A 26152-nucleotide genomic window follows, 5' to 3' on the forward strand; every position below is an offset into this window, starting at 1 on the left:
GGTTTCTAGTCAATTCCATTTTAACAAACAATAGAGGTATTTTTTTATTTATTTTCACCTATTTCCATTTAATGTAATCGTTTTTCAGTGACTTCTACCTGTCCCCTATGTCCCACCTACCCCCTCAAAAGAAAACGTTGCATTTTACCACTCGGAGTTTTAGGTATAGCCTCTACGAATTCAATTAGTCGAGGATACTCATGTGCAGACAAATTCCCTTTAACAAATTGTTGGATCCCTTTTGCTAATTCCTCACTAGGCGCGAAATTTTCTTTTAGCACAATATAAGCTTTCACGACCTCGCCACGCTGCAGGTCGGGGGCGCCAACAACGGCTGTTTCCGTAACAGCTTCATGCTGCATGATTGAGCTTTCAACATCAAACGGACTTATTCGATTTCCATTACTTAAGATCATATCGTCATGTCGTCCTGAAAAATAGAAATACCCTTCCTCATCATAACTAGCATTATCACCTGTTACATAATATCGCGAACCTAACATAAAACTTTTTCGTGTTTTCTCCTCGTTTTGATAGTAGCCTTTAAACCAAAACAGTGGAGAATCGGCGGTATCAATACAAATTTGGCCTTCTATATTCGGGCCAACTTCTTCACCATCGTCATTTACGACCGTAATTCGAAACCCTGGCATCGGTCGACCCATCGTTCCTGGTTTGTAGGTATGCTGCAATTGAGGATGATGGTGATTATTGATGAGCGCACCTTGCTCAGTTTGCCCGTAATGATCATAGATTGGGATACCTAAAGCATTTTCAGACCACTCAATTACATCGAAATTTAACGGTTCGCCAGCGCTTGATAAAACTCGGAGACATAACTTTTCCTTTAAACGATTGTCTACCCCCGCCGCACGCATAGAACGATAGACGTTTGGTACTCCGGCAAAATTAGTAACTTTATATTCTTGAAACACTTGGAATACATGTTGAATATTGAAAGGCGAATTATCTAAAATAAACGTTTCGCCAAGAAGTAACGGCCCGATGACTCCATAATATAATCCAAAGGCTCCACCTGGATCCGCGATATTCCAATAAACATCGCCTTTTTGGACATCTAACCCTAATCGCATATATGTTTCAAAAGAAGCCAGAGCAAACACAGGTACCTGCACACCTTTTGGATGTCCAGTTGTACCTGGCGTATAAAGAATAATAAATACATCATCCTTTTTGACGACTTCATTTCGCTCTAATGGTTCAATATCTTTAAATGAAGACCAAAAATCCAAATCGCCCTCTTCTGAATTGGCGTTAACAGTAATGATTTTCACTTTGTTTTTTGAGGGGTCATCCTTACCGGCTTGAGTTCCATTTAACTTAGGACGATTGTGAGCATCCGTAATCACGATCTCCGCACCACTATTTTCAACTCGATAAAAGACAGCTTGCGGACCATAACCTGTAAAAATTGGAACATGGATGGCACCTAAACGCCAGATGGCTAACACGGATATAATTAATTCCGGACCTTTCGGCAATAAGACGGCAACACGACTTCCCTTTTGAACACCCGATGACTTTAATACATTGGCAAAAATCAAAGAGTCCCTCTTGAGCTCGCCATATGAATAACTACGTTTCAAACCACCCGCTTCTATATAATGGAATGCAATTCGCTCTGCATCATGCCGGTCACAAAGTAAGTCGGTGACAGAAGAAATAGGCGCTTCATATTGCAGTACAAAAAGGTTCACTTCATTGGATAACACGTTACTCGTGATAAAAGTCGCCCCCTTAGATAATCGGAAATGCTTAAAACATACAACCGTAACATTTGAACTAAGGTATGCTGAAATCTACCATTTGAGAACTGGGACAGGTACAGTCCCTATTCAATGGGACAGGGGGGACAGGTACATTGTCCCGATTCTCTAGAAACGGGGTAATGTACCTGTCTCCGCGCACCTTTACCCATAAGTGAGCACTTGCAAAATATAGAATCTCAAAACTGGGACGCGGTACCTGTCCCCTATGTCCCACCTTAAGCCGCTTGTGGTCCAACTGGATATGTAAACGAACGGAGTACTTCTAAGGCTCTTGCTCTTCTGGCTAATACTGCTCTTTTGGATAATGGGATGATAAACGATACATCATTTGGGTACAAGATTTTACACTTATTGGGGCTAAGTTCTTCAATATAGAAGTCTAGGTCAATAATCCAGATCTCTTCGTTGTTGTACTGACTTGGTAGTGGGAAAGCTGCATCATTTGGTGTTACTAGAATCGGGACATTTTTTCGATAACCTAAGCGATCTCGAGTTGCACTTTTTCTCCCCTCTATGCTAGAACCGTATAATTTACAAAATCGGTCCATAGCTTCATTAGCCTTTTCCTCTAAACAGAAGTGTTCTTGATGCGTATATATCATAGAAGAGTTTTCTCCGTCATAATGAGGGACGATCGCAATGATCTTATTTGCTTTGATAAATTGCCAAAATTTACGATATTTCAAAATCGAATCCTCCTTATTTTTGAATTTGACAAGTGAAACACAATTTATATGATCTTCTACCCTCAAGAAACACCTCCTATTCTAGTTAAGAAAAAATACCTAAAAGCGATTAGGTACTTCGTTATGAATAATGTAAAATATCAAGTTATTTTCGACAACACCTTACGACAAATATTTACAAACTTTACATTTTCTTAAAATTAAACTAACAAACTAGTGAATAAAAGCAATAAGATCACTCACTCTTATTCCTATTAAGAAACAAGTGGGACAAGGTACCTGTCCCCCCGTCCCGACAAAAACTCGCAATCCCCACAACCCATCTAACCTATCGTACCAATTTCCCCTAGCTAATCCGTGCAATTCACCCTATGTATCCCCCAGTAACATTTTCGATTCCCTTCCATTTCCCATTTACGATAAAAGCACCCGGGAATATTGACTTGTGCACAGGTCGCTTGGAGCGACAGAATGGAGGAATTTGAACAAGTGCTCGAACAATACGAGCCGATGATATCCAGTATTTTACGAAAAGCACACGTGTACAAAAATTATGAACACTATCGACAAACCGCTAGAATTGCACTTTGGCAGGCGTGGCAAAAGTATGAACCAACTCGTGGTCACTTTGCCCCCTACGCCTACCGCACCATGTTGACAGTCATTTACGAGGAAATGCGAAAAGACAATCAACATACCGAGCATTACAAACCTTACGAAAACGACAAACTGGCAGCCGCTCAAAAATATATGGAAATTAAACAAATGCCTTATGACCATGCTGCTACATTTGAAATGTTAGAGAATTCTTTAACTGCCGAAGAATTCGAACTACTGAAGGATCTGTATTACTACCACTACAAATACGAGGAACTGACGGAAAAATACGGAGCATCGGTCGCAGCACTTAAGAAACGTCGTGATCGCTTATTGAAAAAACTGCGCATTGAACTAAAAAAGTAACACGAAAATCAAGGGAAATGCACCACTCACTGGGGGCATTTCCCACCCTAAAAAAGGAGATCAAACCAATGAAACTACTAATCAAGGAATCACCACTACAAGTTTTACCAACTCTTGCAAAAAAAATCGGCCTAAACGAAGCCATCATCCTGCAACAAATGCATTACTGGCTACAGCGATCCAACAAGCAAGTCGAAGGGCATACATGGATATATAAAACTCTCGATGCATGGACTGAAGAATTTCCATTTTGGTCGAAGAGAACAATTGAGCGCACGCTAAAAAAGTTGGAAGCAGAAGCGTACATTATCGTAGGCAAATTCAACAAAATGAAAGCTGATCGCACAAAATGGTACCGCATTAACTATGACTTAGTTGGGCAACTTGACGATACGCCATCTAGACAAATTGACGATCAGGCAAATGACAACCTGACACAATCCATTCCGTCAAATTGGCAGGTTCCAACTCGACAAAATGACGTTTACCAACCCGACAAATTGACGTCAGCAATACCAATAGATTACTACAAAAATAAAAAAGAGATTAAAAAAGAGAGAAATGGTGCTCCAAAGTCGCACGCTTCTACCAATCATTTAGAAAATCAATCAAAACCAACAAAAAGAAAAAATCGATCCAGTTCTCCGAAAAGAACGGAATCGATACCTGATTGGTTTTACAACCGTAATCAAACTCAAGTGATTGATGAAGGTGAAAATTTTGATTACGAAGCTGAGCGACAAAAAATCCTTAAAAAACTAGGAAGTTCATAACGCAAATGAACAAACCTAAAAAAAATTTACCGACCATGTCTCTTTTTTAGCCGCTAAACAATATATAAAGGGCAGAGACAAGTTCAAAATTGGACAACCACAACCCAAGGAGGAAATATTATGAGTACAAATCAACCTAAAAAAACAATCACTTTAGCTCCACCAGAAGAATTATGGAACTTTAATTTGTTAATAAAAGATCCTAATGCCATGGCGTTTTACCCTTCAGTAGCTGAACGCATCGGTCTTAACGAGGCCATACTTCTAACGAAACTAGAATTCTTGTTAAATGAATCAACAGTTGAAGTGGAAGGTTATAAATGGGTTCGTAAAACCTATGCAGAATGGAAAAAGGTATTGCCTATGTGGTCTGAGGATATGTTCAAACGCATCCTTCTAAAACTTGAAAAGGAAGGGTTCATCATTGCAACGACCGATTACAACAAAGTCTTGTTCGACAACACCAAATGGTACCGCATTAATTACGATAAAGTTGAAGAAGCGTTTTATTAAGTGATCTCAAAAAGAATAGGGAGAGCATCCATCACCTCTCCCCTTTCTTTTGAGCAGCTAAACCAAATACAAACCAAGGAGGAAATTACATGAGCACAAATCAACTATCTAACGAAATCAACTTAATAGACTCACTAGAATGTTTAAAAGACAATTTGTTATTCGAGGAAGATCCTTACCACCACTTTTCGACTTCATTAGCCGAACGCATCGGTTTAAGAGAGGCAATCGTACTACATAAACTCGATTTGCTACTAAATGAATCCACAGACGAGGCGGAAGGTTACAAATGGATTCGTAAAAGCTATGCAAATTGGAAAGAGGACTTCCCCTTCTGGACGGAAAGTGCGATCAAACGCACTTTTCAAAAACTAGAAAAGCATGGCTACATCATCGCCACATCTAAATTTAATGAACTCTTGATGGACAACACCAAGTGGTTCCGGATTGATTACGATAAAGTGGGAGAAGCGTTATTGTAGGACGTACTTCTAAAACAACTGTAGGAAGAACCTCATTCATCTCTCCCTTTAATATAAATTCACGACCAATGAACAAACCACAAACTTAGGAGGAAATAATATGCAATCTAATAGCATTAATTTAATAAACACATTAGAATTCTTAGAAAATAATATATTACTAAAAAATAGTGAAGCTTTTTATTTACAGGACCCAATAGCAATGAAATTAGGAGTAAACGAAGCCGTATTTTTAAATAAGCTTCACGAATTACTAGAGGAATCGACGCTCGAAAAAGACGGATACAAATGGTTGAGAAGAACCTATACTGCCTGGCAAATCCAATTCGCGTTCTGGTCTTTCAGAACGATTGAAGGAGTCATTCAAAAACTAGAAAGGCAAGGTTACATTATCACCTCATCCACTAACGATAGCTTGTTGGACAACACCAAATTGTACCGGATTGATTACAACAAAATCGAAAAAGAGTTTTTGTAAGTGCTCTTCACTGTTGTTATTAAGGTTCATTTAACTGCATTTGATAAATTAACGGAATAAATTTCTCTTAAATTGAAAAATACTCAAATTTCCTTAAGAATAACGGAAGTATTTTCCCTTATATTGTCCAAACCCAGTGATTTAGGGCATATTTAGGGCAGATAGCGGAAAAATATTCCCTTATTTCGGCTTCAAATGCTTCCGCTTCGTGCATTAACGGAAAATTATTCCCTTATTTCGGCTTCAAATGCTTCCACTAAATGCATTAACGGAATATTGTTCCCTTATTTCGGCCTCAAATGCTTCCGCTACATGCATTAACGGAATATTCTTCCCTTATTTCAGCTTCAAATGCTTCCGCTACATGCATTAACGGAATATTCTTCCCTTATGAATTCTCATACCTACACGAAACCAACTATAACAGTGCCATAAAATCAAAAATGCCTTAGCACTCGTAAAAGATGCTAAGGCACCATCCCCTTTCCTACTACTATACAAATCCCGACCGAGTGTACACTTTATCCCCTACATCTTTCAGGTCATCTGATGAATCAATTGGCTACAATCACATTACTTAACCTTTAAATTCTTCAGTACAATCCAATAGTTTTCCCTTGAATTTCTCTCATTCTTTCCACACCGCCTATTGCCTTCTCCACAAAAAAGGTATATAGTTATCTAAGGTAATCAATTAGTTATCAAGGGTAACTAAAAAAGGAGGCGTTTCGTTGGAAGGTTATTTACAGCGGTTTTTATCGTTATATAGACCGATCATTACAAAGTTGAACGAGTTGTTGGGTCATTATGAGATCACGTATTCGCTGTGGCAAGTGATGTACTATCTAAAACATCATGGGGCTTCGACATTGGTTGAAATTGCCGCGCATTACGAGGTTGAAAAACCAACTATTACAAGACGTGTTCAAAAATTAATGGAACATGGCTTCGTTGAACAGATTAGCAGTACCGATAAGCGCGAGAAAAATATTCAATTAACGGAATTAGGCGAAAGCATCTACCGTGATGTACGTAAAGATATCACCGCGCTTGAATTTCGTCTGATGGAGGACATTCCAGAAGAGGAACGTCATATCGCTTACGGGATTTTCCCGAAAGTTCATGAAAATTTAAAGAAAGAAAAGGAGCAACATTAATGCAAGAAACGCAAGAAACAAAATTATGGACGAAGGATTTTATTTTTGTTTCCCTTATTAATTTCCTTCTTACCTTAGTGTTTTATTTACTTGTCGTAACGATTGCGACATATGCGATTGATGAATATGACGCTTCGGTAAGTCAGTCAGGGCTTGTCAGTGGTGTATTCATCATCGGTGCACTCATTGGCCGCTTCATCTGCGGTAGCATTATCGATAAAATCGGGCGCAAACAATTGTTAATACTAGGTGCTGTTCTATTTATTGTGATGACAGCCCTTTATAACGTACATGTTGGCGTCGGCTTTTTAATACTCCTACGTCTAGTTCACGGGATTACCCATGGGATGGCCAGTACAGCTGCCGGTACTATCGTTGCACAAATTATTCCAGCACCACGTAAAGCGGAAGGAATTAGTTATTATAGTATGAGTACAACGCTTGCGACAGCGCTTGGACCATTTATCGGCCTTTATATGCTACAACATACAACGTTCCCTGTGATCTTTGTATTATGTTTAATTTTAGGTGTCATTAGTTTTGTCATTAGTATGATCTTAAAAGTACCGGTAGCAATCAAAAACACAACGAAAGAACCTGCCCAAATTCTTGAGAAAAAACCACGCATCTCGATTAAAAACTTTATCGAACCAAAAGCGGTGCCAATTGGGATTATTATTTTACTTCTTGGCTTTGGGTATTCAAGTGTTTTAACCTATATTAACTTTTACGCCACGGAATTAAATCTTGTGACAGCCGCAAGTTTCTTCTTCCTTGTTTATTCGATCATGGCACTCATTTCACGTCCGTTCACAGGTCCGTTAATGGACAGAAAAGGTGCCAATATGATTATGTATCCAGCATTTATTTTATATGCCATTAGTATGTATCTGTTAAGTGTAACGGGTAGTGGATGGCTTCTTCTTGTAGCCGGTGCGATAATGGGATTAAGTTTTGGGAACATGCAATCCGCAACACAAGCCATTTCCATTAAAGAGTCAGCGCCAGAACGAATGGGTCTTGCCACATCCACATTCTTCATCTTCTATGATGCAGGACTAGGCCTTTCCCCATATTTACTTGGCTACATTACGCCATACACAGGCTACGGAAATATGTATGCCATCATGGCGGGTGTTATCCTTGTAACAGGTGTCCTCTATATCTTCCTTCACGGCTTAAAAGAAACACGTCGCCGGAAGTTAGCTTAGAAACAGGAATTTAATAAAAAGAGAAACAGCTTGAATCTTCTGGGTTCAAGCTGTTTTTTAATATACTACTTCCGCGAAATTTACAAACAATTTACAATATTATAATATTAAATTATTATTTTCATCCTAATATAGTTATTAAGAAATAATACTAAAAGATTAGGAGAGAAAAGAATGAGTATTTTTTACGAGACAAATGAACCACCTTACGTGTTAGAATCACATTTTTCAGAGTTTATAGAAGCATTCTTATTCGAAAATTTTGGAGCATCTTTTCATGCAGAAGAGGTTCTAACTGGCATAGATAATCAAGTATTTGAAACAGAATTGAGTGTCGCAAAACCTGACGAAGAACTATTGAGGGTAAGACAGTGTTTCTATGAAGATTTCAAACCGCTGTATGACCTATTATCGCTATACGATCACTACTGGGGAACCCGTTACAGTACATTCCGTTCACTGAAATTAGCGAACCCCGATTATCGACATGACTATGTACTGTCCATGACAGCAAATGAACTGCACATGAATACAAAAGACCGTATTGAGATGATTGAGCTTATGGAAGACATAGAAGAGGAAGATAAAATCGAACTAATTCGACTCGCGGAGGTTGCGCCAACAACTCTCGAATTACATAACTTATTAAAAGAAACCGTATGGGAAAGTACATTTTTTGAGGAATATATCCAGCCAGACATGATGTTAAACGTAGCAAAATATTTCAAACAAATAGACGGCCTCATGGAAATGTGCCAAAACGAACCAGCCGATCAAGAAGCATTAAAAGTCCTGGCTTCTGAATTAAGAAGGTTATATATGCAATTGACTCATTGTTTTGTTGTGCTTGGGATGGAAATAGAGTGATGAGTTTCAATTTGAAATAGTAACAAGAAATTTCAATTTCAACAATTTACAACAGACAAATGAATCTCCATTTTCCATGACTAAATTGGGGAGTGGAGATTTTATGTGTGGATTAATAACAAAAACTTCTCTTAAATTTCTCGTTATCAATGTGGATCCCAATTAGATGTTGTCAAACCAGTATTCGTCTTACAAAGCATCTTCCAATAAGGGAGAGAACAAAATCCTCTCGTTTTGTAAGAGTAGTTGTAATGAAATATGAACGTAATCGAATAGAATCGTAAAGTTTAAAAATGCTATTAATCACTTTATTTATAAAAGTCTCAAGATTAGTATGAAAGGTTGAGAAGGTTATGCGTGATTTAAATTATTATCATGAAAATACATATGTCCTCTGTACAAGTATGCAAGTGCTAATGGAAACAATCGTTTTTGAAAATTTGGGAGTGCGTGTCATTGAGGTACCAAATCCAGTTAAGATACCAGGTGTGGATATGAGTAAATATCCAAAATTAGATATCGTCGTGGATGAACCGGATGAAGCAATGTGTGCCAGAAGAAATTCGTTTTATCAGGAATTAAAGCCACTATACGAACTACTGTCTTACTATGATCAATATCATAGTCTTCGATCTCACATATTACATCCTGACATATATGTAACTTCAAAGGTCGTAGGGATCATTGATTATGAATATAGTACTACACTAATTGATTACGAATTAAATAGCTATATGAATGTACGACTGGATAGTATCATACAAATCGATAATACTTTTGAAAAAGAGAAAAAGAAGCTTATGTACCTTGCGATCTTTACACCAACAACAAGCGATCTACATACATTGTTAAAAGAAACACTAAAAAGAAGTAAGGTGTTCTGGAGTTTAATGAATGCAGAAAACAAAAAAATGTCCATCCTATACTTTAAACAAATCGACCATCTCATTGACCTTGCAAATAAAGAAAAGCCAGATCCAGAAGCTCTTGAAGTGCTAAGAAGAGAACTAACGAGATTATTTTATACATTAAAACTAAACTTTGAATTGCTAGGAGTTTATTAGTAAAAATCCCATTGGTATAACACTAATGGGATTTAGTAGGCTTATTTACTATTCCTTTATTTCTTTGAAGCTAGGTGCTTTGCTTAGCTTTTTTTCATTTTTATACTTGTGAATTAAAACCAACCATATTAGTATTCTGAAGTAGATCAACATTTAATTTATAATATTACCATTCTATTAAGTAAATTTGATTTGCTATTAGACACTGTATAATTTGAACTTTTGTGAAAGTGCCATAGCAAATGCATATTCTTGTACATCTTTTGCCCAGCTCATCAGCTGATCAATGGAAGTTAACACTTCTGTTACTTCATCATCTGTCAGTAACGGAGGTTTCTGAAAATCCATACAAGCAAGTTTCAGATTTTCTTCTGCTCTCGCTCTACAAGTTGCTTTCACCTTACAAAAACGGCAATGATCACCAGCAATAAAGTCACCTTCACCCTTAAATGCTAACTCGGCTTTGGGCTTTACCACTTCTTCTGCCCATACCAATAGATCATCTACCTGCATTTCATCAGTGGAGATATTATCTAACCTTGGCTGCACAATGGTCATCAGTATTTTCTGAGTATCATAGAGTAAACCAAAGATGTTTAATGCACCCAAAGCGTACAGTCGCATTTGTGGGTTTTCAACTGCTGAAACCTTGACACCTTTCCCACCCTTAAGATCAATAACTTCTAATCTATCACCATAGATCAGTATTACGTCGCCGGTTCCGAATCCATCTGGAACATAGGGACTAAAATCTACCCTTTCCTCAATAAGGATTAGCGGATCCTTGCTAGATGCCCTAGCCTCGTTCATCTTTTCAGTAACAACATCTACATAGGTTTTTACAGCTTGTTCAATTTCTGGGCTATAAAATTCATTTTGTTTCATCTGTCTCAGCTTTTTATTCAACTGAGCTTTTGTCATCTTTTTTAATTCATAAGACAAATAGAGTTCTGACAGTTCATGCATGAATGTACCTTCTTTGGCAAAGACGCTTGTTGTTTCTTCGTACTGCTCTGACAGTCGAACACTTGGTGGACAAGCCAACCAGCGACTCGCACCAGAAGCACTTAAACTAGCATGAGCTCTTTCTGAATGGTTCACAGCTTTTCTCATCAAAGTTTCCCCGCTTCTTCTAAAAGCTCCGGATACTTTTCAGCTGGGATGTCACTTAATTTCTTAGCCCCAAAACTAGTAATTAGCTCTTTCACCTGCACCTGTTTGCCATCTTGCGAAAGTGCCGCAAGTTTTGCCCTGACATCTTCCAATGTTGGAAGCTTAGCTTTTTGAGGCTGTGCTGATTTCTTCGGTTCCTTGTTTTCCTTCGCTTCCTTTTTCTCAACGGAAGCTGCTGATTCCGTTTGATTGCTTTCCAATGCAAACACCAAGGTTTCAATGCTTCCTGCTAGATTTCGTAAGTCCGTCACTACATCAAGAGCGAGTTTCGTTTTACTCATTTGGTTTTTCTCCTTTCTTTTCATTTTGTTCATCAAGCTGGCTCAACCGATTAGCTAGTCTTTTGGAAACAATGCTGATAGCTGTAAGGACGCCAACCATCTCTTCCTGCATATCTTTATTGACACCTTTTTGCTTTACTTGTGTTGTCATCATCGGTCACCTCCTCGTTTTAGATATGGCCCTTCACTTATTAGCCAACGGGAAGGGTGGTTTGGTAACCAAAATTACAAAAAATATTTTTTTAGCTTGTCCAACACCTTTTTATGCCGCTTAACCACAGCTACATGAGAGATGTTTTCTTCCTTCGCTACCTCTCTTACTGTTAATTCTTTATAGTAAAGAGCCTGTATTAGCTCTTGTTCCTTTTCATTCAGTTCAGCCATCGCTTCTTGTAAAATCAACATTGTTGCTTTATCACAGAGAATATCTTCTATCATTTGGTCATCTTCAAAATCAGCACCCAGTTCAATCAAACGATTGATTGAATCCTCTTTGCTCGGGACAAAATCAACCGTTTCTGTTTCAGAATCAATAGCTATCCGTCCAACCTTGATATCCTGTTCCAGGTACCGCTCTCTTCTTTTCATTTTGTAATACTCTTTGTAAATCTCTTCGCTAACACAGACCTGCTCCTTGCCGATTTTGATAAAAAACTCACTCATTCTCTTTTCCTCCTATAGCCCGCCAAGGAGCCGTAGGGAAAAAAGAGACAAAAAAATAAGCCGGACACAGAACGCCCAACTGCATTATTTGCAGGGCGATCCATGTCCGGCTTATAGGTAGTTCACACCACGACTCCATTGCTCGGTACCGATTATTTTTGATTCAATGTGCATTCACTCGCTAGATGATCATTTTTTCTCAAAATATCGATCATCCGGCCTGGGTAATGCAGTCGATTCCTCGCTCGGTATCATCGTGATATGAACTTTTTATATAAATAAAAAAGGCCCAGATATATCAGTTATACTCCACTGATTTATCCGGACCCTAAGGTAGAATTGATTTGCAACTCATGGTGAGGCACTATCTCCTTTTCGTCTCGCTTTTGGTTTTCTGCTAACTAGTTTAAATTCATCTGTCGCGAGTTCAACTTCCCAAACCCGCTTACATCTAGTGCACTTCGTTTGTACGGGGCCACATGCTTGATCCCCTTTATCAAACAGCCTGTAACCACAGGCAGGACATTCAACTCGCATAACGCTAGCTTCTTTTATCATTTGTTTTCCTCCCAACTATGCCGAAGCTATTTAAATGAAAAGTAATCCTTAATTATATTTTACATAGGAACACATGTTCTGTACAGAGAAAATAATAAACAGTTGTTAAATAGTCACAAGTTAGTGGATATTCAATAGAAAATTATACCGCTTCCCCATGAACCTCATTATTTGAAAATGATACATTGATTACCTTTTTGCATTTTGGACATTTAATTTGCACCTCAGCTTCCTTTGCGGAAAGCATATCCATTAATCTTTTTGTGCAAACTGGACATTTTACTACTTTGGCCATTGATTTCATCCCCTTAAACATCATGTAATTCAATTAATTATACTGTTGTCAAAACTTCATTTTAAGTATTGTTTACAATCAATAGTTGAGTCAAAAAAATATGTAGGTAAAATAAACAACACATCTTCAAAGGAAGTTTTACTTTTAATCTTGCAATTTTGAAATTATTATATCACGCTACAAAAATTTATACAACACACTTATTGAAATTAACTTCGTTGTCTATTGACTACACTTAATGGATAAAATATAATAACGATAGAAGATAAAGTGGGGTGAATTTTAATGCATAGTGAGGAACAATTCCATAAAGAGGAGTTTGCCGTGCTTCTTGACCGGGCGAAAGGTGAAAGATCCATAAATAATTTTGCTAATGAAACTGGTGTAAGTGCTGCTCACATCTCCAGGTTTCTTAGACAAATGATTGCTTCACCTCCCACTCCGGAAACGATATCAAAGTTTGCAGCAAAAGCTCATAATGAGGTTACATATCAAGACCTTATGGTTGCCGCAGGGCATTTAGCTAGAAAAGATGAGTCGGATGGAAATAAAGAAAATACAGTAGAGAGAGATTCTCCGCAGAACTTGAGAATGCAAATGGAGGAGTTAGAAAAAAAGTTTAGACAAGTCCTATTGGCAGACCTTTATGAAAGTCCATATAAATGGAGTGTGGAAAAGACTGAGGAAAGGTACCGATTTCCTGATATGATTCTTAACATAGACCATGATGGATATAATAGGTGGTATTTAGACTTCAGACCTCATATTCCCGGACGCCGTCACCCATCTTTCCATCCATTCCATCTTTATGGTCGAATTGCAATGCAAGAATTTTTAGAAGCTGATAAATTAACTATTGTAGTTAATGATGAAAAAGATTTTAATATGATAATGAAAAGACCACCGCTTTCCCTTAGAGCTAATTTATATGTAATGCTAATTGATCTAGAGTGGGGTAAAATTTTAAAAGAAGAAATGCTGTGTAAATATATGAAGGATTAATTTAAGAGGATTATGTTAGGAATCGCATGATCCTCTTTGTGGTGGGAAAAGATAAAAAGCACGACAAATAAGCCCGCCAAGCCATTGTGGCCCAGCGGGTAACTTTCTATATCAAAATAATTTCTTTCTATTCCTTGAAATTCTTCTCAAATCGCCAAGCATCTCGGCACATGGCGATAATATCACGTTTTGCTGTCCAACCTAGTTCTCGCTTTGCTTTTGAAGCATCCGCATAGCATGAAGCAATATCCCCAGGTCTCCGATCCACTATTTCATAAGGAACTTCAATATCATTAGCTTCTTCAAAAGCTTTCACTAACTCTAGTACACTAGTACCTTTTCCGGTTCCCAAGTTATAAACATGGACACCTTCAGTTAGATTCTCCAATGCAGCCACATGTCCCTCAGCAAGGTCTTCTACATGAATATAATCGCGAACTCCGGTACCATCCACCGTAGGGTAGTCATTTCCAAACACACGTAATTTATCAAGTTTACCTTTTGCTACCTGAGTTACATACGGCATAAGATTATTAGGAATTCCGTTAGGTGCCTCACCTATTTGTCCGCTCTCATGGGCACCTACTGGATTGAAATATCGAAGAATTGAAACTGAAAAAGCAGGATTTGCATTTGCTATATCGGTAAGAATCCGCTCACTCATGGCTTTCGTTTCACCGTAAGGATTAGTCGTTGGGAGGAGATCCATTGTCTCTACAAATGGTACTTTATTATCACCGTACACGGTTGCTGATGAACTAAATACAAAACGATTGACACCATATTTCTGACAAGCTTTGGTTAGAACCATTGTGCTTACGATGTTATTGTAATAATATTCTAGTGGTTTATCTACGGATTCGCCAACCGCTTTAAGACCAGCAAAATGAATAACACCATCAATCTTGTAATTTCTGAAAATAATATCAATAGCTTCTGCATCCGTTACATCAATCTCGTAAAAATTAACTTCTTTATCAGCTATATCCATGATTTTCATAACAGTCTCTCTCTTGCTGTTAGAAAGATTATCAGCAATAATAACTGAATGTCCTGCTTCTAATAAAGCAACACAAGTATGAGAACCTATAAATCCAGCTCCGCCGGTTACTAGTATGTTCATTAAGATAATTGCCTCCTTTCTCTCATATGAATTTTAAAAAGAAGTTATCAATAATTGAATTTGTTACATAAACTAATATCCCGAAATTATATCTGCTATCTTCTTACTTGCAAATCCATCACCATATGGATTGCTTGCCTGACTCATTTTTTTATACTCTTGCTTGTCTTCTAGTAACAATTTAAAAGTCTGATATATATTACCTTCGTCGGTTCCAACTAACTTCAATGTCCCGGCAGCTATTCCTTCAGGTCGTTCAGTTGTATCACGCATAACCAATACTGGCTTACCCAAACTAGGAGCTTCCTCCTGTATACCACCACTATCAGTTAATATTAAATAGGCTCTTGAAAGGAAATTGTGAAAATCCAATACTTCTAATGGCTCTATAATTCTTACTCTATCACAACTTCCGAGAACCTCATTAGCCACACCTCTAACTACCGGATTCATATGAATAGGGTATATTACCTTAATATCTTTATGCTCATCTACAATTTTTTTGATTGCTTTAAACATATTTCTCATTGGTTCACCAATGTTCTCTCTTCTATGAGCTGTTATCATAATCAATCTGCTATCTTCAGCCCAGTTTAAATGCTCATGATAATAATCATCTCTAACCGTTGTTTTTAGTGCGTCAATGGCAGTATTCCCAGTTACATAAATAGTTGAAGGGTCTTTCCCTTCCTTTAAAAGATTCCCTTTTGACATCTCAGTTGGAGCAAAGTGATATTTTGCTATAATTCCTACAGCTTGGCGATTAAACTCCTCTGGATAAGGCGAGTATATGTCATACGTCCTAAGTCCTGCCTCCACATGACCTAAGGGAATTTGTAAGTAAAAACAAGCTAACGATGTAACAAAGGTCGTTGAAGTATCTCCATGAACTAAAACCACATCTGGCTTTACTTCCTCCAAGACCGTTCTCATTTTTGCTAGAATATTTATAGTAACATCAAATAGTGTCTGTTTTTCTTTCATAATTGAGAGATCGTAATCCGGAATTATGCTAAACGTCTCCAGAACTTGGTCTAACATTTCTCTATGTTGACCAGTAACACAAACAACTGTATCTAAATTATTGCGACTTTTTAACTCTTTAACTAAAGGACACATCTTTATTGCTTCAGGCCTTGTACCAAAGACTATCATTACCTTTTTACTCAAATTATCAACCTACTCTAAAATATAATTTTATAAAGCTTTTAAGTACATACTTTTATAAGCCCAATAAAGTTGTTTTAAACTATTATGGGATGTAGTAACTCCAAAAACGGTAATAAACAGACTGTGAGTTACTATAGTATTTTCTATCTTTTCAATTTCCTTTTCACAACATTTAAGATTACATCTACTCCTTCGATTTTCATAAGATAGATTAATAATAGATATGATAATAAACCTATGATAATCGATATTAAGAGTGATATACCTTGTGTTAACAAATTAGCTGTAATAAAATCAAAAGATAACTTAGCGATTAACCCCATTAAAATGGATGCGAAAGTGACCTTAAGGAAGGAAATTGATATTTTCTTTATTCCTATTGGACCTATTTTCCTCTTTAAACTTCCCATTAGTAAAATACTACAAATGATTGCAGAAATACTTGTTGCTAAAGCAAGACCTCCTATACCTAAGTACTTAGACAAGATAATATTTAATATAATATTTATTATCAATGCAAGGGCTGAGTTAACCATAGGAGTTTTCGTATCCTGTAGGGAAAAAAAAGTCCTTGACAATATTTCTCTTATTCCAACAGCGAACATTCCAATGGAGTAGAAGAACAATGCATAAGATGTCATTGATATTGCTTGGTCATCAAATGCTCCTCTTCCGAATAACAGACTTACTATTGGACTTGCGAATATCATTGCTCCAACTGTTGAGGGTATCACCAATAAATTAATAGCACTAATCGCTTTGGAAATAGTTTTCTTTAAATCAAGCATATTATTATTAACAGCCATTTTAGAAATTGATGGGTATATTACAGTAGCAATAGATAATGAGAATATACCTTGTATAAAGGAGTTTAAAGTGCTTGCATAGCTTAGTGCAGAAATTCCTCCTACTGCTATTTGTGAAGCTAAGGTCCTATCCACTAAGGAATTAATTTCATTTGCAGACACACCTATTATAACTGGCAACGATAAATAGACCATTTTCCTTATATCTCGATCTTTGATATTAAATGTAGCTTTGTAAGTATATGAATTCCTTTTTAATGAGGGCATTAAAAAAATTACTTGAAACATAAATGCTGTGACAATACCTATCGGAAGAATAAGAACAGAATCGAAAATAAAGCTTAATACAATTGATGAGATTATAAAAAAATTATAAGGTAACCCAACTAACGCAGGTGCCACAAAACTCCCTTTAATTTGTAAATAACTTTTTAAAATATAACCCAATCCTGAAAAATATATACCTAGAATACTGATCCTAGTAAAGGTTACGGCTAAACCAAGGGTTTCATTATCAAATCCAGATGCAAATAATTTAACTATAGGCTTTGTAAATATTAATGTAAATATAATAATCAGTGTAGACCCTACTATAATTAGATTAATTAAGTTATTGGTAAATTTATTAGCAGAAAGATCTCCACCCTCTTTTGCAATCTTATTGTACATAGGAATATAAGATGCTGCTAGCCCCGTACCTATAAGTGCGAATACAAAAGTAGGAATAGTGCTTGATATTAGATAAGCATCACTAATATTTGAAACCCCGTAGAAATAAGATAGTGTTATTTCTCTACCAAAGCCTAATATTTTCGATATAATTGTTAATATAATTATTAAAAAAGCAGTTTTCCTCATTTAAAAACTACCTCTTAATTAGACTTTTTATTAATTCATAGGCTTTATTACCTAATGCCCATCTAACTTTCATTTTGAACTTAGAAGACGCAGGAAGCCAAGATCCAGCAAAATGGTGAATGGCATAGGTATTATTTGTAATTCCAATTTTACCTGTTTTATAATTTTTGGCACAAAAATATTCTATTGGATACATAGCTACACCTTCGCCAAACTCGTGAAATTTACCCCCTTCTTTAAAACCCATTTCTTTAGATATATTTGTTATCATTGCTACATTTGCACTCATATCAAAACTTCCATTAGTTCTTTTAAACCTTTTATCAGTATAAGCTAATAGATTTTTCTCTATCCATTTATTCTTAGGCTTTGCTGCCATTAGCCCTGTTGGAATTTCATTAGGTGTCTGAAAGCCCGAAAAAGCTTCATGATGTAAAAAATCATCTAAAGGCTTTAGCACTTCAACATCAGTATCCATATAGATTCCTCCTTCATGATAAAGTGCATAAAGTCTTACGTAATCAGTTACAAATGCATATTTTTTGGCAGTATAAGCTTCTTTTACATAATGATTGCTATCAATATCAAAATTATCTTCGTTCCAAATTTTAATATCATAATCTGTTAAATTTCTTTTCCAACTTTCAATACAATTAAGGGCTAACTCTGGCATTTCACCTTTACCAAACCAACAACAATGAATAATCTTAGGTATTTTATCCATGAATGTTTCCTTCTTCCTGTTTAAAGGTAATACTAGATTTTTTGTTATGATAAAATTTTAAAATATTGTTAGGAATTAGCATAGCTATTAAAGGTTTTAGGGCAAATACCCTTTTTAGATATGGTATTTCTAACCTTTTGCAAGCCTCAAACCTTGCTTTTGTTTCATTTATTCTATATCTCTTTTTCCTTCTATTGTAAGAATTTCTATCCTCCCTAAAATAAATTAAGGGTTCTTGAATATTATGCAAAATAAATTTATGTTCAAATAGTTTAATCCATAAATCATAATCCTCAAGTCTTTGTCTTGTTAACTCATTATCAGAGTAACCCCCAACTTTAATTAATATATCTTTTTTCATTATTACAGTTGGGTGTATAAAAGGGCTTTTAATTACCATCCGCTCTTTACTGGGTATAGCTGGTGGTTGCCTATGCCCCCAAATGCCAGAGTCATCAAATATATAAGCACCTGATCCGCAAGCATCACAATTGTTGGCTTCCATATAATTAACTTGAGTCTCTATTCTATTAACCAACATAATGTCATCTCCGTCATGTCTCAAAACATAATCACCCGTGCTTATTTCAATACAATTATTTAATGTCTTAGCTAACCCCATATTGCTAGAATTTCTGATTAATTTTATACGACTGTCCTTTTTAACATATTCTTTAGCAATATCAAAAGTCTTATCAACAGACCCATCATCGCACATAACCAATTCCCAGTTCTTGTATGTTTGCGATATTATTGAGTCGATGGTTTTACCTAATGTATCTTCGCAGTTATAAATACCCATAATAATTGAAACCGTTCTATTCATCTTCAGCTCACAACCTTACTATTAATCTTGGAACAATCTCTTTTGTTAAAAACAAACAACACAAAAGCTATTGGAATATATATTATAAGAATATTAAAAAATGTATAACCAGAAAACAATATAGCTATTAGAGGGATACAGCAATTTAGATATTTATACTTAATTGTTAGATATTGCATAACTTTAAGCATATAGCCCATTATTATACTAAACAATATAATTCCGATGTAACCACCGTTAATTATCGATTCGGTTATACCACCTAATGTTATCCCCCAGTTCACATCAGAAAGGGAACTAACAAACCAGTCACTCTCAAAATTGTTTCCCATAAAAAATACAAACCATGTTTCAGTTGAATACCCTTTAAATTCAAATATCGATCGTGGTATGAAAGTCAAAATCGTATATATATATCCGCCAAACGGTATACTCATTATTGAGTTTGAAGTTACTCTAGATTGGTCTATCGCCATCCAATATGTCCAATTCCTGTCAATATCGCCAGTTATTACTCTAAGAATAACATCAGATAAACCTAAATCTAAATATTGTATACTAGTTTTAAACAGTGTAGCGTAAGCGGCTGAGAAGACAATTAAGCCTACAAAACTACCTATGAGTAAACCTAGCTTTCTTTTCTTATAAAATATATATAATAATGGAAACAGGAATAGCAATATTAAATCTGTTCGTTGCCCTCTAAAAAAGGACACTATTAGAGCCATTATTGAAAATATTAGCGCCTTATACTTAATAAAAGATGTTTTTTCGCCATCAATAATTCGTATCCAATAATATGTCGATACCCCTAATGGAAGCATCAGTATTATGGCGAAAGGTCCTAGAATAGATAGTCGTTGTCTTAAGACATGGTTAGCTGAAATATTTGAAATCCCTATATCTATAATATTAAATAGTGCAAAAAGAAATGAAAATACTACTAGACCATAAATTATAAACAATGCTGCTTTATTAAAATTACTATTACTTTTCGAAATAACTTTTGGTAAATAAATAGGAAAAACTTTATAAGATAGAAACACTAATACATTTGAAGTAATTATTAGCAGCCATCCTAACAAAACTATTTCGTCTGATTGGTAATACTTAAAATCTAAGTTTAGTATTGTAACCACTATATATGGAATAGAGAAAAATAAAGCCTGTCCTAACAAATACCAACTAAACATGTCAAAAGATTTCTTTTTTTTTACATTCCAAAAAAAATAAACTCCTGAAATTAATAACAATATAATATATAATAATACTATTTGACCCACCCCATTAACGAACCTCATAAATAATAATTTGGATGTTTTATTTTTGTTTACTGTTCAACTAATTAATTTTGTTCCAATTCTTTTTTAAAGTCATTATATACATCTTTAATCTCTTCTTTAACGACATCTATAGTAAAGTATTTTATTTTTTCTCTATTGTAGATTCCCATCCGCTCACGTAAATTAGCATTTTCATAAGTTTCCAAAATTGCTTGGGAAAACGAGACTATTTTCTTTGGATTAACTAAATATCCACCCTTTTCGTTTATAATTAAATCTCTATTTCCTCTAATATTTGAACATATTACTGGTAAGCCACAAGCCATTGCCTCCATTAAAGCAACAGATAATCCTTCTCTAAATGATGGAAACACAAAAATATCTGATACCTTTAGTAGCTCACCTATATCCCTACGATAACCTAGTAATTTAATTTGCCCTTCTAAATCTAAATCCTTCACTAACTTTCTTAAATATTCCTCTTTAGGACCAACACCACATATCATATAATGTATATTTGGATTTTTGAGTTCCGCAATAGCCCTTATCACTACTTCATGGTTTTTATTTCCATTTAGTTCACCTACCGAGATTGCAACAAAGGAGTCTTCTGGAACTTTTAGATCATTTCGTTTTATAGATTTATTAATATCGATGTTTTCAAACTTCTTGATATCGAGACCTACTCCAGGAATATATTTTACGCTTTTTGCTTTAAAGGATTTTGCCCTATCATAATCTTCTTTATTTATTGTAATTATAAGATCAGTAAACCTTGATAAATAATGCTCGACAGGATAATACGTAAGCCAGTTTTTAAGTGGCGCCCCCTTATAAAAATGGAATCCATGAGCTGTGTAAATTACCTTCACATTGTTTAAATTCCGACAAGCAAGTCTTACACCCGCAGATGCAATTGGAGTATGAGTATGGACTAAATCATACTTTCCAGAACGTATTAACGTATTTAACTCTTTATATGCTCTATAATTTCCCCTTTTCAAGGGTGAACGTAGAAATGGTAATGGATAGACATTACATCCCCGTTCTAGTAATTCAGGATTTATAGGCTTAATTAAATTGCACGCTAAATCCACTGTATGCCCCTGATCTAATAACATATTGATATGGTTTGTAAAAAAACCCATTGTATTTGATATGGTTGTTACATATAATATTTTCATTATTACTCCTTAAATATCATGCTAAGTATGAAAGTAGTAGTTATTATTTAATTACTAGAGTTATATCTATATGCTGGAAAATAAGTTATGCCGCTAGTGGTTCCTGTATTCTTACACAACTTTTCATATGCTTCCTCGTCCCATATTTTCTTTCCAACACAAAATTCATATTCAGTATTCCTTCCAAACTTCTTTTTAAACTGATATAGCGGATCGTGTTCACTATTAGATGTACCTCCACCATAATGTATTAACTGAATATTATTTTCTATAGCCCAAACAGCCGTCGCATATTTAATAATATATGCTGGGGAAAGATGTAGGTACTCTTTCAAAGTACCAGATAAATGCGCATGGACAAATTTACCATAAACAAAATAAAAACCGGCTGCTATTACCTTCTCATCATAAATTACCTCAACTAAAATAATTTGGTCTTTAAATATCTTTAAACAACTACTAAAATATTCATCATCAAAGTAGTAATAGTTAGATGCATCATTTCTATCCATTGTTGAATAATATATTTCAATAAAATTTCTTAGACTAGTTGGTTTTTCTGTTACCTTAAAACTCACTTGGGAATTCAAAGCCCTACGTATTGATTTTCTTGCACTTTTAGAAAACTCACTTTCAATAGGATCCTCAAATTCGTAAATGTTGGTTCCAACAGTCTTTCTAATACCCTCTATTTTGTACATTGACTTAAAATCCCTCGCGTTATCCAATACAGGGTGAAAACGTACAAATTCACTAATAATAGACTTTTCATTACAATATTTCTGAAATTCAACCTTGAAATCATTTATAAGTTTTGTTTTATATTTTTCGTTACAGTCAATAATTAGAGGCCCCCCATATCCATAGGGTGTGACTATATCATAATATTTATTATTATCAATAGATATATCAATTGGCCTTTTAATAAACTGATAATAGATTGAACCTACATCATTTTTGAAATGGAATTGTTCTAATTTTCCTTGTTCCATTTTTTCATAAAGTTGACCATACTCCGGTTCAAAATATATGTCAGGAAGTTTCCCAAAATCCACCTTGGACATCCTCTCCAATTTCTATATTGATACATTTTTTTCTCATAAGGAATTTTTTTATTTATTTTGGTATTTTTTGCTCTACCCATTCACTTTTCAAGAGACCCATAACCACAAAATCTCTGAATTCCCCTTTGAAAAATTTATTTTGCCTTAATGTTCCTTCTATTTTAAATCCCATTTTTTGATTAAGATTAATAATTGGTTTATTTTTAACCCAATTATGAGTATATAATTTATTAAGTCCTAGTTCTAAAAAAGCATAATCTAGCATTAAACCTCTTGCTTCTTTAGCTAGGCCCCTTCCCCTTACCTCTTTATCTCCAATACAAAGAGTCATTTCAGCCTTTGAATTAATATAATCTATATTCTTTAAACTACTAAAACCGATAGGTTTTTCATCTTCTTTTAAAAAGATAAAAAAGTCTCTCCTAGTATTGTTATGAGCATTTTTAGAAAGCCATTGTCTAGTTTGCGATTCAGAGATAAAATCTGATATCAAAACATCCCGAATTTCTTCATCGTTAACCCATTTTACTTTATATTGTATATCTTTATCTTCCATTAACTTCATAATAATATTATTACCAATAATCATTTTGATTTCACTTCTCCCTTGTCTATACTATTATTCTTTTTAACAATATTAGCGTACCTACCTGAATATATTCCTTCTCTAAATAAAATAGATTTTATTGTTTTTAGTACAATTCTTATATCTAAAATTAAAGAGAGATTATTTGCATACCATATATCTTTCTCAATCTTTTCTGGCCAAGTTAATTTATTTCTTCCATTAACTTGGGCCCACCCAGTAATACCAGGCTTTAACATAATTCTCTTCTCATCACCCACATTATATTTTTGTAGATGCCCGATTGGTACTGGTCTTGGCCCTATAAAGCTCATTTCTCCTTTTATAACGTTTAAAATCTGTGGTAATTCATCAATACTTGCCTTCCTCAAAAATTTACCTACCCTGGTTATCCTTGGGTCTGTTGAATCTGTAAAGATTCCGGACCCTATTTTATCAGCACCACTAATCATGGTCCTGAATTTGTAAACCTTAAACACTTTTGCATTTTGACCTATTCGTTCTTGTCTGAAAAAAATGGGTCCTTTAGAATCTAGTTTAATAGCGATTGCCACTAAAAAAAGAATAGGAGATATTACTACAATTAATATAACTGAAAAAAAGAAATCCATAGCCCTTTTTACAAACCTTCTATAAATTTCACCTTTGGAATTATTCATTATTCTAACCACAACCCCTTAACAGTCTTGACTACTCTTTCTAAGTCCTCGTCCGTCATCTTCGTATCAGACGGCAAACATACACCATTCTCAAACAACTTCTCCGATACACCTTCACCAACGAAATCATATTTCTCAAAGAACGGCTGCATATGCATTGGTTTCCATACTGGTCTTGACTCGATATTCTCTGCTTCCAATGCTTCAAATATATCAATAGGCCGTACTTTACCAGACAATGTTATCGAGCTTAACCAATAATTTGGTTCATCCCATCCATTGCTAGGCATGAATTTAATGCCTTCAAGCCCACCAAGCTCTCTTTTATAAAACTCAAAGATATAATTCTTCTTCGCAACTCTCTGATCTAACACTTTAAGCTGCCCTCTACCAATCCCAGCAACAACATTACTCATCCGATAATTAAACCCTAATTCACTATGTTGATAATGCCTTGCTTGATCTCTAGATTGAGTTGCCCAAAACCTTACCTTGGCAATTCGCTCTTCATTATTTGAAACAAGCATTCCTCCACCAGAAGTAGTGATAATCTTATTTCCATTAAAAGAGAAGATGCCATAATCACCAAAAGTCCCTGTATGCTTACCTTTATAGTAAGTACCCAGCGACTCAGCAGCATCTTCAATAACCGCTACGTTATGTTTCTTACAGATTTCCATAATTTTGTCCATATCTGCTGACAAACCATATAGATGGACGACCAGTACTGCCTTTACTTCTGGATACTTTTCAAAAGCTTCTTCTAAAGCTTTCGGACTCAAATTCCACGTTTCATAATCGCTATCTATAAAAACCGGAATGGCATTCTGATAGATGATTGGATTTGCTGTAGCTGAGAAGGTAAGTGTTGGACAAAAAACAACATCTCCTTCTCCGACTCCTGCTGCTTTAAGAGCTAGATGAATAGCGGCTGTTCCTGAAGACAATGCCGCCGCTGCTTTAGAACCAACCTTATCAGCTAGTTCTTTTTCGAATCCATTTACGTTTTCACCTAGGGGGGCAATCCAGTTTGTATCAAAAGCTTCCTTTACATATTGCATTTCAAAACCTTCATCACTCATATGCGGTGAAGAGAGGAATATTCTTTCTTTCACTTTTGTCGACTCCATCTTCTAGACTTCCTTCCCATGTTAAGTTAATATTTTAGTAGATTAGGACTTAATTAGAATCTGTTATTTTTCAATTCCAACTAACTACTAAACCACTAAATGTTATCTATATCTAATAGCCACCTCGTAATATCTATTCAATCTACTAATCAAATACAAAATAGATATTCACCTTTCCTGTAGTCTAAACCGAGTTTCTTCCTATTATATAAACCATTCAATCAATCTATAAATCTCACTAAAACCACCTCAAACCCTTATCCACCAAGGTTTCTAGAACTCAATCTAACTACGATACTCAGTTCCTTAACTACATTCAATATTTTTCCATTTTTTAGGTTGTTAAAAAGCCCGTCAAATCAACGTTTCTCAAATTCAAAAGCCTCGATTTTAGCCGTTTTATCTTTATATACTAACAAAATGATACTATGTTATATAGATAAATTCCATATATTGTATAATTTCATGATTTTCCACTGATTTTAACACAATATGTTGTGGTTATCTATTGACCATTCTGACTTCCACCTCAACATTCAATCAGCTTTACATTCAACTAGTCCAAATTACTTTCAAAAAAATCATCACCTGTACGAAAATACCTAAACCAAACACATTACTTTATTACTACAAAATAATCATACAATATTCATCAGATGATTTATATAGTTGATTCGCTATATGATTTGGAAATATTTTGATATATTCTTACACCCTAAATGATGTACAAATAACAATTTCCTTAACTCTAAAACCAATCCCTCATTCTTTATCATCACACTC

At 35.3% G+C, this 26152-nt stretch carries 29 protein-coding genes; 10 read left to right on the forward strand and 19 right to left on the reverse strand.

Annotated elements, in window-relative coordinates; all coding sequences use genetic code 11:
- Positions 1–116: 116 nt before the first annotated feature.
- Positions 117–1733, reverse strand: a complete 1617-nt coding sequence (locus JOD29_RS17315) for an AMP-binding protein (protein ID WP_205101729.1) — start codon at positions 1731–1733, stop codon at positions 117–119.
- Positions 1734–2005: 272 nt separating this feature from the next.
- Entirely contained in the window at positions 2006–2476 is a 471-nt protein-coding gene (locus tag JOD29_RS17320) for a competence protein ComK (protein ID WP_124766094.1), read from the reverse strand.
- Between the two features lie 471 nt (positions 2477–2947).
- Here JOD29_RS17320 and JOD29_RS17325 point away from each other — a divergent pair, with 471 nt between their 5' ends.
- The 9 genes from JOD29_RS17325 to JOD29_RS17365 all read left to right on the forward strand — a co-directional run bounded on the left by JOD29_RS17325 (position 2948) and on the right by JOD29_RS17365 (position 9984).
- Positions 2948–3439: a sigma-70 family RNA polymerase sigma factor gene (locus JOD29_RS17325; protein WP_124766092.1), complete on the forward strand. Its 492-nt coding sequence runs from the start codon at positions 2948–2950 to the stop codon at positions 3437–3439.
- A gap of 68 nt (positions 3440–3507) precedes the next feature.
- Positions 3508–4212: a hypothetical protein gene (locus tag JOD29_RS17330; RefSeq protein ID WP_124766090.1), complete on the forward strand. Its 705-nt coding sequence runs from the start codon at positions 3508–3510 to the stop codon at positions 4210–4212.
- A gap of 120 nt (positions 4213–4332) precedes the next feature.
- On the forward strand, positions 4333–4725 hold the full coding sequence (locus JOD29_RS17335; RefSeq protein WP_124766088.1) for a hypothetical protein: 393 nt from the start codon (positions 4333–4335) through the stop codon (positions 4723–4725).
- Between the two features lie 89 nt (positions 4726–4814).
- On the forward strand, positions 4815–5207 hold the full coding sequence (locus JOD29_RS17340; protein ID WP_124766086.1) for a hypothetical protein: 393 nt from the start codon (positions 4815–4817) through the stop codon (positions 5205–5207).
- Positions 5208–5307: 100 nt separating this feature from the next.
- Complete coding sequence (locus JOD29_RS17345) at positions 5308–5685, forward strand: hypothetical protein (protein WP_124766084.1); 378 nt, start codon at positions 5308–5310, stop codon at positions 5683–5685.
- Between the two features lie 731 nt (positions 5686–6416).
- The gene (locus JOD29_RS17350; RefSeq protein WP_124766082.1) at positions 6417–6842 is read left to right on the forward strand and encodes a MarR family winged helix-turn-helix transcriptional regulator; all 426 of its coding nucleotides are present in this window, start codon (positions 6417–6419) and stop codon (positions 6840–6842) included.
- On the forward strand, positions 6842–8053 hold the full coding sequence (locus JOD29_RS17355; RefSeq protein WP_124766080.1) for an MFS transporter: 1212 nt from the start codon (positions 6842–6844) through the stop codon (positions 8051–8053). The genes JOD29_RS17350 and JOD29_RS17355 overlap by 1 nt, the downstream gene beginning before the upstream one ends.
- Before the next feature lie 174 nt (positions 8054–8227).
- Positions 8228–8920, forward strand: a complete 693-nt coding sequence (locus JOD29_RS17360; RefSeq protein WP_124766078.1) for a hypothetical protein — start codon at positions 8228–8230, stop codon at positions 8918–8920.
- Positions 8921–9273: 353 nt separating this feature from the next.
- Positions 9274–9984 (forward strand): hypothetical protein, encoded by a 711-nt coding sequence (locus JOD29_RS17365; RefSeq protein ID WP_124766076.1) that lies wholly within the window; start codon positions 9274–9276, stop codon positions 9982–9984.
- Positions 9985–10182: 198 nt separating this feature from the next.
- Here the strand turns inward: JOD29_RS17365 and JOD29_RS17370 are convergent, their stop codons facing one another.
- The 6 genes from JOD29_RS17370 to JOD29_RS17395 form a co-directional block, all read right to left on the reverse strand.
- Positions 10183–11097, reverse strand: coding sequence for a DUF2800 domain-containing protein (locus tag JOD29_RS17370; protein ID WP_239585776.1), 915 nt, complete (start codon positions 11095–11097; stop codon positions 10183–10185).
- Complete coding sequence (locus tag JOD29_RS17375) at positions 11097–11438, reverse strand: rRNA biogenesis protein rrp5 (protein WP_124766074.1); 342 nt, start codon at positions 11436–11438, stop codon at positions 11097–11099. The genes JOD29_RS17370 and JOD29_RS17375 overlap by 1 nt, the downstream gene beginning before the upstream one ends.
- Positions 11431–11592: a hypothetical protein gene (locus JOD29_RS17380; RefSeq protein ID WP_158610581.1), complete on the reverse strand. Its 162-nt coding sequence runs from the start codon at positions 11590–11592 to the stop codon at positions 11431–11433. Before JOD29_RS17380 ends, JOD29_RS17375 begins: the two co-directional genes overlap by 8 nt.
- Positions 11593–11663: 71 nt before the next feature.
- Positions 11664–12101, reverse strand: coding sequence for a sigma-70 family RNA polymerase sigma factor (locus JOD29_RS17385; RefSeq protein ID WP_124766072.1), 438 nt, complete (start codon positions 12099–12101; stop codon positions 11664–11666).
- Between the two features lie 351 nt (positions 12102–12452).
- A complete protein-coding gene (locus tag JOD29_RS17390; protein ID WP_124766070.1) occupies positions 12453–12659 on the reverse strand; it encodes a hypothetical protein in 207 nt (68 codons plus the stop codon).
- A 142-nt stretch (positions 12660–12801) separates the two neighbouring features.
- On the reverse strand, positions 12802–12954 hold the full coding sequence (locus JOD29_RS17395; RefSeq protein WP_192894240.1) for a hypothetical protein: 153 nt from the start codon (positions 12952–12954) through the stop codon (positions 12802–12804).
- Between the two features lie 285 nt (positions 12955–13239).
- Here JOD29_RS17395 and JOD29_RS17400 point away from each other — a divergent pair, with 285 nt between their 5' ends.
- Positions 13240–13956 carry a hypothetical protein gene (locus tag JOD29_RS17400; protein WP_124766068.1) on the forward strand — a complete coding sequence of 239 codons (717 nt, stop codon included), beginning with the start codon at positions 13240–13242 and terminating at the stop codon, positions 13954–13956.
- Positions 13957–14083: 127 nt separating this feature from the next.
- Here JOD29_RS17400 and galE read toward each other — a convergent pair whose 3' ends face one another.
- The 11 genes from galE to JOD29_RS17455 all read right to left on the reverse strand — a co-directional run bounded on the left by galE (position 14084) and on the right by JOD29_RS17455 (position 25354).
- Positions 14084–15079, reverse strand: a complete 996-nt coding sequence (galE, locus tag JOD29_RS17405) for a UDP-glucose 4-epimerase GalE (protein WP_124766066.1) — start codon at positions 15077–15079, stop codon at positions 14084–14086.
- Between the two features lie 72 nt (positions 15080–15151).
- Complete coding sequence (gene wecB / locus JOD29_RS17410; protein ID WP_275579663.1) at positions 15152–16249, reverse strand: non-hydrolyzing UDP-N-acetylglucosamine 2-epimerase; 1098 nt, start codon at positions 16247–16249, stop codon at positions 15152–15154.
- A gap of 143 nt (positions 16250–16392) precedes the next feature.
- The gene (gene murJ, locus JOD29_RS17415) at positions 16393–17913 is read right to left on the reverse strand and encodes a murein biosynthesis integral membrane protein MurJ (protein WP_124766064.1); all 1521 of its coding nucleotides are present in this window, start codon (positions 17911–17913) and stop codon (positions 16393–16395) included.
- Between the two features lie 7 nt (positions 17914–17920).
- Positions 17921–18637: a glycosyltransferase family 32 protein gene (locus JOD29_RS17420; RefSeq protein ID WP_124766062.1), complete on the reverse strand. Its 717-nt coding sequence runs from the start codon at positions 18635–18637 to the stop codon at positions 17921–17923.
- Entirely contained in the window at positions 18630–19463 is an 834-nt protein-coding gene (locus tag JOD29_RS17425; RefSeq protein ID WP_124766060.1) for a glycosyltransferase family 2 protein, read from the reverse strand. Before JOD29_RS17425 ends, JOD29_RS17420 begins: the two co-directional genes overlap by 8 nt.
- Positions 19464–19465: 2 nt before the next feature.
- Positions 19466–20746, reverse strand: a complete 1281-nt coding sequence (locus JOD29_RS17430) for an O-antigen polysaccharide polymerase Wzy (protein WP_158610580.1) — start codon at positions 20744–20746, stop codon at positions 19466–19468.
- Positions 20747–20808: 62 nt separating this feature from the next.
- Entirely contained in the window at positions 20809–21930 is a 1122-nt protein-coding gene (locus JOD29_RS17435; protein ID WP_124766056.1) for a glycosyltransferase family 4 protein, read from the reverse strand.
- A 47-nt stretch (positions 21931–21977) separates the two neighbouring features.
- Positions 21978–22985 (reverse strand): GNAT family N-acetyltransferase, encoded by a 1008-nt coding sequence (locus JOD29_RS20760; RefSeq protein ID WP_158610579.1) that lies wholly within the window; start codon positions 22983–22985, stop codon positions 21978–21980.
- A 61-nt stretch (positions 22986–23046) separates the two neighbouring features.
- Positions 23047–23583: a GNAT family N-acetyltransferase gene (locus JOD29_RS17445; RefSeq protein ID WP_124766052.1), complete on the reverse strand. Its 537-nt coding sequence runs from the start codon at positions 23581–23583 to the stop codon at positions 23047–23049.
- Positions 23580–24239, reverse strand: a complete 660-nt coding sequence (locus JOD29_RS17450; RefSeq protein ID WP_124766050.1) for a sugar transferase — start codon at positions 24237–24239, stop codon at positions 23580–23582. The genes JOD29_RS17445 and JOD29_RS17450 overlap by 4 nt, the downstream gene beginning before the upstream one ends.
- Entirely contained in the window at positions 24239–25354 is a 1116-nt protein-coding gene (locus JOD29_RS17455; RefSeq protein ID WP_124766110.1) for a DegT/DnrJ/EryC1/StrS family aminotransferase, read from the reverse strand. The genes JOD29_RS17450 and JOD29_RS17455 overlap by 1 nt, the downstream gene beginning before the upstream one ends.
- Positions 25355–26152: the final 798 nt, after the last annotated feature.

Source organism: Lysinibacillus composti (assembly GCF_016908465.1).
GTDB lineage: Bacteria > Bacillota > Bacilli > Bacillales_A > Planococcaceae > Ureibacillus > Ureibacillus composti_A.

Excerpts from the sequence above, each read along its gene's own strand:
- JOD29_RS17380 (WP_158610581.1), bottom strand. The coding sequence starts at position 11,592 with ATGATGACAACACAAGTAAAGCAAAAAGGTGTCAATAAAGATATGCAG.
- JOD29_RS17365 (WP_124766076.1), top strand. The coding sequence starts at position 9,274 with ATGCGTGATTTAAATTATTATCATGAAAATACATATGTCCTCTGTACA.
- JOD29_RS17445 (WP_124766052.1), bottom strand. The coding sequence starts at position 23,583 with ATGATTATTGGTAATAATATTATTATGAAGTTAATGGAAGATAAAGAT.
- JOD29_RS17370 (WP_239585776.1), bottom strand. The coding sequence starts at position 11,097 with ATGAGAAAAGCTGTGAACCATTCAGAAAGAGCTCATGCTAGTTTAAGT.
- JOD29_RS17450 (WP_124766050.1), bottom strand. The coding sequence starts at position 24,239 with ATGAATAATTCCAAAGGTGAAATTTATAGAAGGTTTGTAAAAAGGGCT.
- JOD29_RS17340 (WP_124766086.1), top strand. The coding sequence starts at position 4,815 with ATGAGCACAAATCAACTATCTAACGAAATCAACTTAATAGACTCACTA.
- JOD29_RS17385 (WP_124766072.1), bottom strand. The coding sequence starts at position 12,101 with ATGAGTGAGTTTTTTATCAAAATCGGCAAGGAGCAGGTCTGTGTTAGC.
- JOD29_RS17325 (WP_124766092.1), top strand. The coding sequence starts at position 2,948 with ATGGAGGAATTTGAACAAGTGCTCGAACAATACGAGCCGATGATATCC.
- JOD29_RS17360 (WP_124766078.1), top strand. The coding sequence starts at position 8,228 with ATGAGTATTTTTTACGAGACAAATGAACCACCTTACGTGTTAGAATCA.
- JOD29_RS17355 (WP_124766080.1), top strand. The coding sequence starts at position 6,842 with ATGCAAGAAACGCAAGAAACAAAATTATGGACGAAGGATTTTATTTTT.
- JOD29_RS17395 (WP_192894240.1), bottom strand. The coding sequence starts at position 12,954 with ATGGCCAAAGTAGTAAAATGTCCAGTTTGCACAAAAAGATTAATGGAT.
- JOD29_RS17335 (WP_124766088.1), top strand. The coding sequence starts at position 4,333 with ATGAGTACAAATCAACCTAAAAAAACAATCACTTTAGCTCCACCAGAA.
- JOD29_RS17420 (WP_124766062.1), bottom strand. The coding sequence starts at position 18,637 with ATGGATAAAATACCTAAGATTATTCATTGTTGTTGGTTTGGTAAAGGT.
- galE (WP_124766066.1), bottom strand. The coding sequence starts at position 15,079 with ATGAACATACTAGTAACCGGCGGAGCTGGATTTATAGGTTCTCATACT.
- JOD29_RS17425 (WP_124766060.1), bottom strand. The coding sequence starts at position 19,463 with ATGAATAGAACGGTTTCAATTATTATGGGTATTTATAACTGCGAAGAT.
- JOD29_RS17330 (WP_124766090.1), top strand. The coding sequence starts at position 3,508 with ATGAAACTACTAATCAAGGAATCACCACTACAAGTTTTACCAACTCTT.
- JOD29_RS17345 (WP_124766084.1), top strand. The coding sequence starts at position 5,308 with ATGCAATCTAATAGCATTAATTTAATAAACACATTAGAATTCTTAGAA.
- JOD29_RS17400 (WP_124766068.1), top strand. The coding sequence starts at position 13,240 with ATGCATAGTGAGGAACAATTCCATAAAGAGGAGTTTGCCGTGCTTCTT.
- murJ (WP_124766064.1), bottom strand. The coding sequence starts at position 17,913 with ATGAGGAAAACTGCTTTTTTAATAATTATATTAACAATTATATCGAAA.
- JOD29_RS17390 (WP_124766070.1), bottom strand. The coding sequence starts at position 12,659 with ATGATAAAAGAAGCTAGCGTTATGCGAGTTGAATGTCCTGCCTGTGGT.
- JOD29_RS17435 (WP_124766056.1), bottom strand. The coding sequence starts at position 21,930 with ATGAAAATATTATATGTAACAACCATATCAAATACAATGGGTTTTTTT.
- JOD29_RS17375 (WP_124766074.1), bottom strand. The coding sequence starts at position 11,438 with ATGAGTAAAACGAAACTCGCTCTTGATGTAGTGACGGACTTACGAAAT.